At 60.1% G+C, this 14,911-nt stretch carries 10 protein-coding genes; all 10 read left to right on the top strand.

Translation table 11 applies throughout. The features are described 5' to 3' along the window. The first annotated feature begins 95 nt into the window (after positions 1-95). The 10 genes from AC6FTP_RS21355 (at position 96) to AC6FTP_RS21310 (ending at position 14,811) form a co-directional block, all read left to right on the top strand. Entirely contained in the window at positions 96-1,229 is a 1,134-nt protein-coding gene (locus tag AC6FTP_RS21355; protein WP_497208938.1) for a WD40/YVTN/BNR-like repeat-containing protein, read from the top strand. A 50-nt stretch (positions 1,230-1,279) separates the two neighbouring features. Next, on the top strand, positions 1,280-1,672 hold the full coding sequence (locus AC6FTP_RS21350) for a cupin domain-containing protein (protein WP_497208937.1): 393 nt from the start codon (positions 1,280-1,282) through the stop codon (positions 1,670-1,672). A 104-nt stretch (positions 1,673-1,776) separates the two neighbouring features. Beyond that, positions 1,777-2,679: a sugar phosphate isomerase/epimerase family protein gene (locus AC6FTP_RS21345; protein WP_497208936.1), complete on the top strand. Its 903-nt coding sequence runs from the start codon at positions 1,777-1,779 to the stop codon at positions 2,677-2,679. 153 nt (positions 2,680-2,832) lie between these two features. Beyond that, positions 2,833-3,747 (top strand): hypothetical protein, encoded by a 915-nt coding sequence (locus tag AC6FTP_RS21340; protein WP_497208935.1) that lies wholly within the window; start codon positions 2,833-2,835, stop codon positions 3,745-3,747. After that, the gene (locus AC6FTP_RS21335) at positions 3,744-6,455 is read left to right on the top strand and encodes a DUF1592 domain-containing protein (RefSeq protein WP_497208934.1); all 2,712 of its coding nucleotides are present in this window, start codon (positions 3,744-3,746) and stop codon (positions 6,453-6,455) included. The genes AC6FTP_RS21340 and AC6FTP_RS21335 overlap by 4 nt, the downstream gene beginning before the upstream one ends. Continuing rightward, on the top strand, positions 6,452-7,684 hold the full coding sequence (locus AC6FTP_RS21330; RefSeq protein ID WP_497208933.1) for a DUF1552 domain-containing protein: 1,233 nt from the start codon (positions 6,452-6,454) through the stop codon (positions 7,682-7,684). Before AC6FTP_RS21335 ends, AC6FTP_RS21330 begins: the two co-directional genes overlap by 4 nt. Before the next feature lie 77 nt (positions 7,685-7,761). Further along, complete coding sequence (locus AC6FTP_RS21325; RefSeq protein WP_497208932.1) at positions 7,762-9,798, top strand: FAD-dependent oxidoreductase; 2,037 nt, start codon at positions 7,762-7,764, stop codon at positions 9,796-9,798. A 58-nt stretch (positions 9,799-9,856) separates the two neighbouring features. Continuing rightward, positions 9,857-10,756 carry an alpha/beta hydrolase fold domain-containing protein gene (locus AC6FTP_RS21320; protein WP_497208931.1) on the top strand — a complete coding sequence of 300 codons (900 nt, stop codon included), beginning with the start codon at positions 9,857-9,859 and terminating at the stop codon, positions 10,754-10,756. A 77-nt stretch (positions 10,757-10,833) separates the two neighbouring features. Then, positions 10,834-13,440, top strand: coding sequence for a right-handed parallel beta-helix repeat-containing protein (locus tag AC6FTP_RS21315; protein ID WP_497208930.1), 2,607 nt, complete (start codon positions 10,834-10,836; stop codon positions 13,438-13,440). 75 nt (positions 13,441-13,515) lie between these two features. After that, complete coding sequence (locus tag AC6FTP_RS21310; protein ID WP_497208929.1) at positions 13,516-14,811, top strand: FAD-dependent oxidoreductase; 1,296 nt, start codon at positions 13,516-13,518, stop codon at positions 14,809-14,811. Positions 14,812-14,911: the final 100 nt, after the last annotated feature.

Genomic DNA, 14,911 nt, shown 5'->3' with positions numbered 1-14,911 from the left:
TTGGAGTGATGACGCCTCATGCTCGCAAAGAAATGCTCCCCCAGGCAATGCATCATTGTCAGCGCCGAACCTTCTAAAACGTTCCTCTCCAAACCATGAAAATCCCGGCAACATTCCTCCTAGCCTCCGCCTTTCTCACACTCACCTCTTTTGCAGCGGAAGAATCACCCGAAGATGTGAAAATCCGCGCTGACATCCCGCTGGGCGGCACCTTGAAGCCCAACCCGAAGGTGCCCGCGTTTGTCGTCGTGGGTCATGGCGCGCGGATCATCGTGTCAAAGGACGATGGCAAGACGTGGCAGCAGACCTTCTTTGCCGCGCCGGGCGCAGATCATGGCGCGTGGGCCACGAAGACGGTGGCTTATGGTGGAGGCGTTTTTGTCGTCGGCGTTGGCTGGGGCGGACCGACGATCTATCTGGCCTCGGATGACGCGATAAAGTGGCAGCACCTCACGCACGGCAAGGCGAAGCTGTCGGAGTCCAAAGGCGATGTGCGGGTGATGCCCGGCACCTGGGGCCTCGCAGCAGGGAGAGGCGCGTTTGTGGCCGCTGGTTACATGACGATGACGGCCACATCGGATCTCGGTGCGACCTTTGACAGTTTCAGCATGTGGGGTGCTTTCAAAAACGACGCACGCGGCTTCAAGCTGAGCACGCATCACGTCGATCCCGTGTTTGTCAGCGAATCCAGCGGACGCTTCCTCGCGCTCGGTGACAATCGCGGCAAGGACGGCCCGAAGTTTGGCAATCTCTTCGCCAGCGATGATCTCGGCAAGACGTGGAAGTGGCTTATGCCGAAAGGTCTCGACGCCTCGACCGGGCGTGGCACGCTCGTCTCGAACAGCAAGCTCATTCTCTTGACCGATGCCGATGCCGCCAACGCATGGACCAGCACCGATGGCGGCGAGACTTGGGATGGCCCGCACATCACCGGTGCGAAACGTGCCTCGCTCAACGTGATAGGCGGCGAGTTCTGGCTCACTGGAAAACCCAGCCGCGCCAGCGCCGATGGTAAAACCTGGCGTGACCTCCCCGCCGCCGTGCCAGCGGGTCAGGTCATCGCCAGCGACAAAGGCACGCTCATCAGCATCGCGTCACAGCGCTTCAACATCCTCCGCAGCATCGATGGCGGCAAAAGCTGGAACGAAGTCCACAGCTACACCCCGCCAGACATCCAAGGCGGCGCGCAGGGCCTGCGCGATGGTGCGTTTGGCTTGGCGGCTCCTTGACGCCTGTTTCACCATGAGACAGATCGCAGCCATGCTCACCTTTGCCGCCCATGACTCCTGAGAAGATCAACCTCCGCGATGTTCCCGTGCGCCACCAGCAGTGGGGCGACGGACGCTACGACCGAAAACGCAAACACGTCTCGGAGGCGCTCACGGGACGCATTCCGAGCGGTGACCCGTTTGATGTCGAGGTGACGACTGTCGCACCGCGTTGCTTCAACTGCCCGCAGCACACGCGCAATGCCGAGTTCTTCATCATCCTCTCGGGCAGCGGCATCACATATCGGGGTGAGCGTGAGTTTGAGATTGAGGCGGGTGATTGCTTCATGCAGCCTCCTGGCGTCTCGCATCATCTGTTCAATGCTTCTGAGAGTGAAGACCTCACCTTCATCGGCATCTCCGAAGATCACGCCGACGATGAGGAGAGCATCCAAAATCCCTGAACCATGCCCACCATCCTCATCCTCACCGACGACCAGGCCTTCTGATCTGATCCTTGTCAGCGAATGTCTCCTGAATCGTTCTCTCTCAGCCAGCTTCCATTTTCATGAACCGACGCGCCTTCCTCCATACTTCCGCTCTCGCCGCCGCGCATGCTTCCATGGCTGCTGAGACGAAAAAAACGCACATTGCCACGAATACCTACCCGTGGGGCACCTTTGCCAAACGTGAGGGGAAAACCTTCGCGCTTCACACGGACGAATCCCTCACGGCCATCGCGGCTGCGGGCATCAGAGGTTATGAGCCGGTCATCAATCAGCCGGGGGAGTTCGACGGCCTCTTGAAGCGCTTGCAGGCGCATGGGCTGGAGATGCGCTCGCTCTATGTGAACAGCTCGCTGCATGACGAAACCCAGGCGGCACAGAGCATCGAGAATGTGCTCACCATCGCCCGTCGCGCGGTGGAGATCGGCGTGAAAATCATCGTCACCAATCCCTCGCCGATCCGCTGGGGCGGGCCGGAGGACAAGACCGACGCGCAACTCCTCACCCAGTCTGCCGCGCTGAACCAACTGGGCGCGGAACTGCGGCGGCTCGGCCTCACGCTCGCGTATCACAATCACGATGCGGAACTCCGGCAGGGCGGACGCGAGTTTCATCACATGCTCACGGCGACGAATCCCGACGACGTGAAGCTGTGTCTCGACGCGCACTGGATTTTTCGCGGCTGCGGTGATTCGCAGGTGGCGGTCTTCGATGCGCTGGAGCACTACGGCAGCCGTATCATCGAGCTGCACCTGCGCCAGAGCAGCGGCGGCAAATGGAGCGAGGTTTTCTCCGCCGTCGGCGATCTCGACTATGCACGGCTGGCCGCGTGGCTGAAGCAGCACGGCCTCACGCCGCAGCTCACGCTGGAGCAGGCCGTCGAAGCCGGATCACCCGACACCATGGATGTCACTGCCGCTCATCGACAGAGTTTGAAAAATGCTGCCGCATTGTTTGCGGCATGAGTCCTGGGCATCCTGCATGAACCTCCTCATCACCGGCGTGCGTGGCGGCAGCAGGCGCAAGATTTTGATTAAGGCGACTGGAACGGTCTCATCCCAACCGGGGCCGTCAGGATTGCCAGCACCGAAGCGTTGCATAGCCGCACGCACCGCAAGATGAAACATCTCCTGCTTTCGCTCTCTCTCATCGCTTGCCTCGCTCATGCCGAGGACAAGCCTTTGACCCTGCTCTTCGCAGGCAGCAGCAGCACCTACTGGAACGACTTCCCGCGTGAGGTGGCGAAGGTCGTCGATGGCAAAATGGCTGGTCACATCGGCGTGTCGGTGCTGCCGGAAATCGTCGGTCGCAGCGGCAGTGACATCCGCGTGTATCTGGAGCCGGGCTTCAACCAATACGAATACGGCGTGAAGCCGGGCAAGAGCTTCCTCGACAAGATTCGCGATGAGAAACCGCCCTTCGTCGTGCTGCAAACCGTCTGCCGCTTCATCATGGGCGATGACGATCCCACGAAGACTGGCTCGGCTCATGCCAAGGCGATCACGACTTATTGCGAGGCTATTCGCGCGGCGGGTGGCGAACCGATCTTCTTCGAGATGGGCTGGGGGAAATCGGAGCGCGAAGCTGAAGGTCGCCAGCGCCTCTTTGACCTCGCGGCGAAGAACAGGATTCGCCTCTTTGTGCCCTGCTCGACGGCATGGGTGCGAGTGTATCGCGAAAGACCTGATCTTGCCCTCCAGCATCCGCAGGATGGTGCTCATCCAGGTGACGCAGGCCACTTTCTGAACCTCGCCTGCTTCTACGCTGCGCTGACGCAGCAGAGTCCCGTCGGCAAACTGCCGCGCACCTTCCACGTCTGGCCCCACGGCAAGTATGAGGCCGATGAAGCCAAACTCGCTTCCTTCAATCCGGATGCGTATCAGGCCAAGATGGCGAAGTGGATGTTCAAGCACATGTCGATGGACCAAATGGCAACACTTGATGAAGCGACAGCGACTTATCTTGAAACGGTGGCGTGGGAGACTTGGGTGGAGTTGAGCAAGCGCCTGAAAAACGTGGGAGGTTCCAAGTGAAGATCGCGTTGCCTGCCTTCATTCTGCTGACGATCAGCAGCCAGGCAGCGGACTTCCGCGCCTTCCTCGACACACACTGCCTCGACTGCCACGACAGCGATGCAAAGAAAGGTGATCTCGATCTCTCGCACTTCACGGACGAAGCAGCCGTGATGCAGGACCGCGCGATCTGGCGCAGTGTATATGAAAAGATCGAGTCGCATCAGATGCCGCCGCCGAAGCAGAAGTCTCAGCCGACCGATGCCCAGCGTCAGGAGTTGATGGCGTGGATCATGAACATCGCCGCGCGGCCTGATGCGACACTCGGCGTGCGTGATCCTGGCAATCCGGTGCTGCGGCGGCTGACGCGCCTCGAATACAACAACACCATCCGCGATCTCTTCGGGCTGCAAATGGATGTGTTCATGTTCCCGGAGCGGCTGCCGCTTTCCAGCAAGGCTTACTTCCAGCCTGCCAGCGGCAAGATGGGCGACAGCGTGGATGTGCCGGTGCGCGAGTATGGACTGAAGTATCCCGTCTTGCTGCCAGAACTCGGTCTGCCGGGCGAAAACCGCGCGGAGCATGGTTTTCGCAATCGTGGTGAGGCGATGAACCTTTCGCCGATGCTGCTGGAGCAGTATCTAGCCGCTGCGCGCGAGATCGTGGAGTCACCGAAGCTGCCACAGCTCAGCAGCGTCTTCCGTTCGCTGATTCATGACCCTGAGCAGCCGATGAAAGCCGAGCCTGTCATCGAGGATGGCGAGGCGAACACCTGGACCGCCGCGAAGGAGTTCGCGCCAAACTTGAATCTGCCTTTTCAGGCCAAAAACGGGGTTGTGGCGACACTCGATTACCAATTCCGCTTCGCCATGCAAACTGCGGTCGCTGATGGCACCGGCGGCGTTTGGGACGCGACGGGGCGCAGCACAGTGGTGAAGGCTGGCGCACCGATTCGTGTGCGTTTTGGCGCCAAATCGCTGCTCATCACCGCGCAGGAGGATGTGTGGGTCGCGGGCTTTTCCACGGTGGGCGAGACATCTGGCGAATCGCTCTTCACGAATCACGAGAAACAGAAAAAAGTGCTCACGCTCGAGTTTGCCATCGAAGGCGGCGTCAGCGGCGAAGGCATCACCGAGCTGGCCTTATGCGCGCTGAGTCGCGACAAGGAATCAGGCAGCATCGAGATGACTGCCACATTCAGCGGTGGCAGCACGGCTCGTCTTTCGCATGAACTCATCACCGGTGGCGGCAAAGGAAACACCTTCTTCGCCTTCCACTCTCCGAAGCACGAACACATCACGCGTCTGCGGCTCGATGGCTCGAAGTTTAGCGGTCACTACGCGCTCTATGACGATCTCGCCTTTCTCACTGACGGTGCCACCGTCGTCGCCACCGCCCCTGTGGCCGAATCCGCGAAGAAAATGTCCGAACGCGAGAAGCGCCATGCCGCACGGGAACGGCTCGCCGGTTTTCTCAATCGTGCTTTTCGTCGTCCGGTCGATGACAAGACCGTATCGCGTTACGTCGAGGTCTTTGATGATGCCCGAGATCGTGATTTGCCCTTTGAAGACGCGATGAAGGCCGCGCTGGCTGCCGCTTTGACCTCGCCGGACTTTTTATACATCGCTGAAGCGGGGACGGGTCTTGGCAGTGTGAAATCGCTCGCGGATCACGAACTCGCCACACGCCTCGCTTACTTCCTCTGGTCCGCACCGCCTGATGATGAGCTTCTCACCGCACGTCTCTCCGATCCGGCCGCTCTCGAAGTTCAAACCCGCCGCCTCATGCGCGATCCGCGTTCTCGAGAAATGAGCGAGTCCTTTGCCACGCAATGGCTGCGACTTGATCAACTCATGACGGCGAAACCGGACCCGAATCTCTTCAAAGGCTTCTACAGCGGCCCGCAAGGCAAGGTGACGCTGCACGGCTCCATGTTGGTAGAGGCGCTGCTGCTCTTTGAAACCGTGCTCGTCGAGGACCGCAGCATCCTTGATCTGCTCGCCGCCGACTACACCTGGCTCAATGCACGCCTCGCCAAACTCTACGACATCGACGTGGCCGCGCTCGCAGGCAAAACCGGCAACAGCAACGTGCTCATCGATGCCAAACAGAACTCGAAGTGGCTGCGCGTGCCTTTAAAGGGCCAACGACGCGGCGGCTACATGACCATGGGCGGCCCGCTCACCGTCACCTCGCTGCCCATGCGCACCAGCCCAGTGAAACGCGGCGCATGGTTGCTGGAAACGCTTTTCAATCGTCCGCCGCAGGAGCCAAAGGTCGCCTTTGCCCTCAAAGACGAACCTCAGTCTCAAACAACGCCGCAGACCGTTCGCGAGCGCTTTGAGCAGCATCGCGACAAGCCCGCGTGTTACTCCTGCCATGTGCGCCTCGATCCTCCCGGCTTCGCATTGGAGCGCTTCGATGCCATCGGCTCCTGGCGCGAGAAAGACGGCTCCCAGCCCGTCGATGCCCGCGCCGAGTGGAATGGCACTCCCTTTGACGGCCCCGCCGCCTACAAAGCCCTCCTCACGCAGAACCCGCACGAGTTCACCCGTGGCTTTATCGAGCACTTGCTGAGCTACGCACTCGGAAGATCGCTGGAGGTTTATGACATGCTTGTCGTCGCGCAGATCGAAGCCTCGGCGAAAGCGGATGGATGGAAATTCAGCCGCGTGATTGTCGAGATCGCCAAGTCCTATCCGTTTACCCACATTCGCAGCACCCCATGATGAATCGCCGTCATTTCCTCCGCGCCGCAGGCGTCACGTTTGGGCTGCCGTTCTTTGAAAGCCTGTCGAAAGCCGCGTCAGCAGCCCCACAGCGCTTCGCGTTCATCTACACGCCGAATGGTTACAATCAGGCCTCGTTCATGCCGAAGACGAAAGGGCTCAACTGGGAACTGACGCCCACGCTTTCACCGCTCTCGAAAGTCAAAGAGGACATCACGCTCGTCACCGGCCTGGATCGCCAGTTCGTTGGCGGCACGGGAGTTCATGCACAGTGTGGATCCTGCTGGCTCACCTCATCGGCACCGCAGGAGACGCTGGATGGCGGCTTCCCGACGAACACGACACTGGATCAAATCATCGCGCGGCAGATTGGCACGAATTCACTGCTGCCGTCGCTGGAGCTGAGCACGAACGACTTCACGGACAACAAGGAGACACGCTACTACGAGAGCATCTCGTGGTATGCGCCGGGCTACGCGGCGAATGTGGAAAAGAATCCGCGCACGGTCTTCCAGCGTCTCTTTGGCAAGCCCGATGCCGATGCCACACGCAGCGTGCTCGATGTCGTTCTCGCCGACGCGAAAGCGCTAAACGCCCGTCTCGGCCGCGATGACCAGGAAAAGCTTGGCGAGTATCTGGAAAGCGTCCGTGCCACCGAGAAGCGCATCGAGAAGGCGGAGAAGATCGCCAAACAGATGCGCAAGCCACCTTTGGCCGAGCCTGCGGGCATTCCCGAGTCGCGTGGCGACTACCTGCGGCTTCAGGCGGAGCTGTTCGTGCTCGCCTTTCAAAACGATCTCACGCGCGTGGCCACGCTGGTCATTGATCCTGAGCGCTGGGACTCCCCACGCATGTATCACGGCCTCTTCGACAAGCCACAAAACCACCACGTCCTCACGCACACCAAAGGCGATGAAGCCAAAGCCGCCGTTGCAAAGATCGACCGCTTTCACGTCGAGTTCTACGCCCACGTCGTCGAGCGCCTCAAAGCTACGCAGCTACTCGACAGTACCACCCTTGTCATGGGTAGCGGCATCAGCGACGGCGACCAACACAACTATGCCGACCTCGAAGTCCTCATCGCCGGCGGCGGCTGGGGGCGCGGCCATTTCCACTACGAAGGCAAGCGCCCGCTCGCCGATCTCTGGCTCACGATGGCGCAGAGTGCGGGTGTGAAGCAGGAACGCTTTGCCGACAGCACAGGCGCTTTGAGCGAGATCGCCATGTGATGCGTCAGGCGTGATCTCCGTGACATAAAGGGAAAATTGAGTGTCCAAGTCCGGGCAGACGGTGCCTGATTAGTCGCATGACACGATTCGCCGCTCTGTTCTTCGCTCTGAGTTTATCCACGCACGCCGCTACACAGGTGGATGTGATTGTGTATGGAGCCACGCCGGGCGGATTTTGTGCCGCCATCGCTGCGGCGCGTGAAGGCGCGTCTGTCATCCTTCTGGAGCCGACAGATCACGTGGGCGGCGTGAACACGGGCGGGCTTTGCTTCAGCGACTCGAATCAAACGGTGCGCAGCACGGTGATGGGCCTCTTTGATGAGTGGCATACTCGTGTGGAGAAGGACTATCAGCAACGCGGCGTCGCATTGCCATACAAGGTGAGCGAGAAAGATCATAAGCACTGGACTTATGAGCCGCACGTCGCGGCGAAGATCACGAAGGAGATGCTGGATGAAGCAGGCGTGAAGGTGCTGACGAAGCGTGTGCTCAAGTCGGCGATCAAAGACGGTGCGCTCATCACGGATTTGGTGACAAGCGAGGGTGAGTTCGCGGCCAAGATATTCATCGACGGCACTTACGAGGGTGATTTGATGGCCGCAGCAGGCGTGAGCTGGACGATTGGCCGTGAGGGCAGGAAGGAGTTCGGCGAGTCTCTGGCTGGGAAGCAGTATCCGAAGAAGAAAATGGCCATGTCAGGCCTCGGAGCCGATGGCAAGCCGCTGCCCTTCATCACCTCGACCGATGCTGGCCCCGATGAAGACGGGGACAAGAATGTGATGATCTACAGCTTCCGTCTCTGCGTCACCAAAGACCCGGCGAATCGCGTGCCGTTTCCGAAGCCAGCGAACTACGATCCAGCTCGTTTCGAGGTCGTGCGGCGCTACTTTGTTCAGGAGAAGCGTCCGCATCTGCTGTGGGATCTTTATCCGCTGCCAGGAAACAAATTCGACGCCAACAACGGCATCGGAAAACAATTCTCCATGGGCCTGATGGGAGCCTGCAATGGCTGGAGCGAAGCAGATGAAGCCGGTCGCGCAAAAATCTGGGAAGCACACAAGCAATACACGCTGGAGATGCATCACTTCCTCAGCACCGACTCGGCGGTGCCAGCCGCAATTCGCGAGGAGTATGCGCAGATCGGCCTCTGCCGCGATGAGTTCGCCGAATACAGCCACTGGTCGCCGCAGCTCTATGTCCGCGAAGGTCGCCGGATGATCGGCGAATACATCGTTTCGCAAAAAGACATCATGGAAGAGCCAAAGAAGGACAACGCCATCGTCGTGTCGTCTTTCCCGATTGATTCGCACGACTGCCAGCGCGTGGGCACCGGGAAGTTTGTGATCAATGAAGGCACCATCATGCCCGTGCGCGTCCCTGGTCGCCAGCACGGCTATGCTTATCACATTCCGTATCGCGCCATCACACCGAAGGCCGCCGAGTGTTCGAACTTGCTCGTGCCCGTGGCGCTCTCCTGCACGCATGTGGGCATCTCCTCCATCCGCGTGGAGCCCACCTGGATGATCCTCGGCCAAAGTGCCGGTATCGCCGCTGCGCTGAGCGCCAAACAAAACCTTGCCGTGCAAAAGCTGCCCTATCCCGCGCTGCGTGAGCGTCTGCTGGCGCAGAAACAAGTGCTCGACTTGCCCATCCTCGCCGATCTGCCACCCGAACCCAAAGGTGCGATGAACATCGACCCCAAGTCGCTTCCCGGCATCGTGCTCGACGACTCGCAAGCTGAACTCAAAGGCGAATGGAGCCACTCCTCGGGCTTCAAGCCGCACATCGGCACCGGCTACCTGCACGACGACAAACGCGCCGACGGCCAGTCCATCGCCACCTTCCGATTCAAAGCACCGAAGCCAGGAAAATACGACCTCCGTATGGCCTACTCCGCCCACGAAACCCGCGCCACAAAAGTGCCGGTGATGATTCAAAGCGGAGGCCGCAGAACCGAACTCACGGTCGATCAAACCAAGCCGCTCCCCGCTGGTGAAACTTTCCGCAGCATCGGCACCGCCGAACTTGATGGCGAAACAACCATCACACTCACAAACAAAGAGACGGATGGCTTCGTCATCCTAGATGCGCTGCAAGTGCTGCCCGCACCCTGATGACAAAAGGGTGAAGATTTTGTGTAACCGAAGCCACTGGTCGGCATTTGATGACGCGATGAATTTCTCCATCTCAAAGCAGCTCCTTCTTCTCGCCTTCGCTTTACTGACAACCTGCGTTTCCGCTCAAGGCCCGTTCATCGGGCGCTTGCGGGAGCGCATCGCGGAGAGGCGGGAAGCAGACGCGGTCGAACTGAGCTATGGCAAAGACCCGCTGCAAAAGCTCGACTATTGGAAGCCCGCGAAGGTCGGCTCGCCGCTGGTGATTTTTGTGCATGGCGGCGGCTGGAAGCGTGGGGACAAGAAGAATGCCACAGGCGAGGAAAAGCCCGGGCACTATCTCCAGCAGGGCTATGCCTTTGCCTCGATCAACTATCGCCTCGTGCCCGCCGCCACGGTGGAGCAGCAGGCGCAGGATGTGGCGGATGCCATCGCGCATCTTATCGGTCGTACGGAGTTGCTCGGCTTTGATGCGACACGAATCGTGCTGATGGGACACAGCGCCGGAGCGCATCTCTCCGCGCTCGTCGGCACGGACATGAAGTATCTCGTCAAGGCAGGGCTGGGACCGAAGTCGGTGCGTGGCGTGATCCCGCTCGATGGCGCATGCTACAATGTGCCGCGCCAAATTGCAGAGGGCGGTGACTTCATGCATGACACCTACATCCAGGCCTTTGGCAGCGAGAAGGAAAGGCAGCTCGCCCTCTCGCCGACACATCACGCCGCCGCACCCAACGCGCCCGCCTTCCTGATCCTGCATGTGCAACGAGTCGATGGTGCCGCGCAGTCGCAGGCACTTGGCGAGGCTTTGACAAAAGCGGGAACGACAGCCGAAGTGCGCGGCTTTGACGGCATCGGTCTCAAAGGCCACGCCGAGATCAATCGCCGCCTCGGCGATCCCGCGTATCCGGCGACTCCAGTCGTGGATGCGTGGCTGAAAAGCGTGTTCGTGAAGTAGCCGTCTACGCATTGGGCAGCGGATCAAGCGCAAGGATTGATTCTTGCCGCAATGCGAATCCATGACATGGAAGAGCCATGCTCAGGACCGTCTGCTTTCTCTTCCTCGTTTCATCACTGTACGCCGCCGACCTCGTTTTGAAGCCCGGCAACCTTCCCACCGTGCTCGAACAAGCCCGCAAGGCTCCGAAACCCGTGCGCATCGTCGTCGAAGATGGCGTGCACCCAATCACGGAGACGATCACACTCGGCAAAGACGACTCGCAGGTGACGTGGAGCGGCAAAAACGCCGTCTTCATGGCTGGAAAGCCGATCACCGGCTGGGTCAAAGAGGGAGCGATGTGGAAGGCCGCGCTGCCGGACAAGGCGTGGAAGTTTGAGCAACTGTGGATCAATGGCCGCCGCGCCACGCTGGCTCGCTCGCCGAACAAAGGCTACCACCACATCACCGAGGCGGTTGGAGCGAGTGTGTTCCCGGATTTGAAGGAGAACATGAACTTCCACGCCTTCAGCATTCCGGCGGAGCAGTTCGAGGTGCTCAAAGGCATCCCACAGGCCGAGCGAGACGACGTTTTGCTCACCGTGACGCATGCCTGGGCCGTGGGGCAGTGCCGCATCAAGGCATTGAATGATGAAGCGCTCGCCGTGCAGATCAAAGGGCGGGCGCGGTATCCGTTTGTCGAGTTCGAGCCGGATCAGCGCTTCTGGATGGAAAACTACCGCGCCGCGCTCGATGCGCCGGGCGAGTGGTTTCTCGACAAAGCGAAGGGCGAGGTGCTTTACCTGCCGCTGCCCGGTGAAGACATGACGAAGGCCGAAGTCATCGCGCCCGTGGTGACGAAGTTCATCGTCATGAAAGGCGCACACGACGTGCGCTTTGAAGGCATCTCGTTTCAATACAGCCAGCATCTGTATCCGGCGGATGGCTTGCACGACGGCCAGGCCGCGACGACGAGCGATGGCTGCATCGAGATTGAGGATTCACGCGGCATTCACTTCGAGAACTGCGAGATCGCGCACACCGGCCTACATGGCATCTGGTTCAAAAACGGCTGCGCAGACTCCTCCGTGAAGCATTGCCGCCTGCACGATCTCGGCGGCGGTGGTGTGTATGTCGGCGAAACGGCCCGGCCCAATGAAGAACGCGTGAATCATCACATCGTCGTCGATGATTGCATCATGCAGCACGGCGGGCGGCTGCATCCGAGCGCCTGCGGCGTGGTCTTCACGCACACGCAGCACTGCGCGGTCACGCACTGCGACATCGGCGACTTTTACTACACCGGCATCAGCGCCGGATGGAACTGGGGTTATGGCGACACCGCCTCGCGTGAGACGCTAGTGGAGAACAATCACATCCATCATCTCGGCTGGGCTTACCTCAGCGACATGGGCGGCTTTTACGGCCTCGGCACCTCACCGGGCACGATCATTCGCGGCAATCACGTTCATCACATCGCCAGCCATCGCTACGGCGGCTGGGGGCTCTACAATGACGAAGGCGCCACCGACACGCTGATGGAAAACAACCTCGTGCACGACACCTGGAACGCCGGTTTCCATCAGCATTACGGCTACTTCAACACCGTGCGGAACAACATCTTCGCCTTCGGCAACTCGGCGCAGATCCAGGCCAGCCGTAACGAAGCCCGCCTGCGCTTCCGCTACATGAACAACATCGTCGTTTGGGACCCCGCGTCGCCCTTGCTCGATGGCGGCGAATGGAACTGGAAGTTCTTCGACAAGATCGACCGTGGCGATCCGAAGGACAGCCTCATTTTCCGCAAAAACCTCTACTGGCCCACCGACGGCAAAATCCCCGCCAAACTCACCAAAAGCCACTTCACCTGGGAAGAATGGCGCAAGATGGGTCGCGACCGCGAAAGCCAGTTCGCCGATCCCCTATTCGAAAACATCGAGAGACGCGATTTCCGCCTCAAACCCGGCTCACCGGCCGAAAAGCTCGGTTTCAAGCCCTGGGACTTCACTTTGGCTGGAGTCCGCAAAACCGATGCGAAGTGGCATGAACTCGCCACGAAGGGTCACGACTATCCAGCCTGGCAAACCGACGCGAAGCCTTGGCCATCGCCGCCTTACAAGGTCGATCAAAGCTTCGAACGCGCCTCACTCGGCACGCTCGGCATTCGCAACGCCAAATACTCCACAGAAAATAAAGGCGAGAGCATCGGCGTGACTGATGAAACCGGCTCGCCAATCGGCGGAGCATCCAAACGCAGCCTCAAAGTGCAGGACGCCCCCGACTTGAAACACAGCTACGATCCCGTGCTCGACATCTACCCGAAGTGGGCCGAGTCCGGCACCTACCACGTCAGCTTCGACATCGTGGCCCAGCCCGGTGCGGATTGGTTCTTCGAGATGCGCAACAAAGGCGGTGAGTTCGCCGCTGGCCCATACCTCCGCTGGCAAAAAGGCACGCTCGTCGCCAACAACACCGCCAGCCAAAAGCTCGCCGATTTGAAACCCGGCGAATGGCTCCGCATCGAAATCACCGCCACGACCGGCAGCGGCAAGTATGACGTGATCCTCACCCGCGAAGACGGCACCAAGAGCGACTTCAAATCCATCCCCTGCAAACCCACCTGGACCACCGCCAGCTACATGCTCTTCAGCGCCCTCGGCACCACGAAAACGGCGTTCTTCATTGATAACGTGAAATTGGAGTAAGTCCTTTGACGGGTCGCATTTCGCACACTCTTTGTCGTGGCGTGAGGCAGGACCTGTTCGCTATGTTTGGTCACCATGAAAACCATCCAAACTGACGTCCTCGTCTGCGGCGGCGGCTGCGCGGGCATCGCGGCGGCGCTTTCTTCGGCTCGAAATGGAGCGCAAACACTGCTCATCGAACGCGCCGGGTTCTCCGGCGGCATCATCACCACGGTGGGCCTGCCGTATTTCGATGGCCTCATCGACAAGCCGAGCGGGCGCTTTGTCGTGAAAGGCATCGCACTGGAGCTGCTGCAGCGGCTGGGCATTGCAAAGCCGGGGGCGAAGTCGATCGACGATCTGCCGCCGGAGCTGGTCACGAAGTATTGGGGCAGCAGGTGGATTCCGAATGTGGAGCACTTCAAGGTGCTCACGGATGAGCTGATCCTCCAGCACTCGGACAAGCTTAAAGTGCTCTACCACAGCGTCGCCTGCGATGTGGAGGTGAAGGAAGGCCGCGTGGCGGCGGTCATCATCGCGAACAAGGACGGGCTCACGCGTGTGGAGGCGAAACAGGTCATCGATTGCACCGGCGATGGCGACATCGCGCACTGGGCCGGCTGCCCGACGATTTCATCGAAGCCGCTCATGCCACTGACGATGCATTTTCGCATCGGAAACGTCGTTCCTGTGAAGGAGACGAAGGACGCCGCGAAGAAGGTGCTCATTGAGGCGCACCAAGCAGGCCGCCTGCCGAACTTCTACGGTCCTGGGCTCATCTTCGCCTTTGCGAAGGACGAGTGCTACGTCCACGCCACCCGCGTGCCCGCCGATGCGACGAACGCCGCCGATTTCGCCCGCGCGGAGATCCAGGGGCGCAAGGATGCGTGGGCAATCTTCAACGAGTGGAAAGCCAAGGTGCCCGGTTTTGAAAACAGCTATTACATCATGAGTGGCCCTTATATCGGCGTGCGCGACACGCGACGCATCGTCGGGCTGAACGTGCTCACGCTCGAAGACCTGCAAAAGACCACCCGCCATGACGACGCCGTCGCCACGGGCTGCTGGTTCCTCGACATCCATCCGCCGGAGGTCTCCGTCGATAAACCCTTCACTGGCTCAGGCTTCCAACCCAAGCCTTACGACATCAGTTATCGCACGCTCGTGCCGCAAAAAGTGAGCAACCTTCTCGTCGCCGGTCGCTGTCACAGCGCCAGCAGCGAAGCCAGCGCGTCCAGTCGCGTCACCGCCACCGCCATGGCCCTCGGCGAGGCTGCGGGCACTGCCGCCGCGCTCGCGATGAAGGCGAAAAGCGAAGTCGGCACCTTCGACGGCGTGAAAGTGCGTGAAGCGCTCGCTCAGCAAAATGGCGGCCCCTTTAGCGAAGCTTGATGTGGAACTCCTCAATTATGAACACCGAACCCAACATCCTCACCCGCCGCGAAGCGCTTCTCAATGCCCTCAAAGGCACCGTCGCTGCCGCTGTGGCCGC

Origin of the sequence: Prosthecobacter sp., assembly GCF_044378005.1 — a bacterium.
Lineage (GTDB): Bacteria > Verrucomicrobiota > Verrucomicrobiia > Verrucomicrobiales > Verrucomicrobiaceae > Prosthecobacter.
This window is presented reverse-complemented; position numbering and strand designations above follow the sequence as displayed.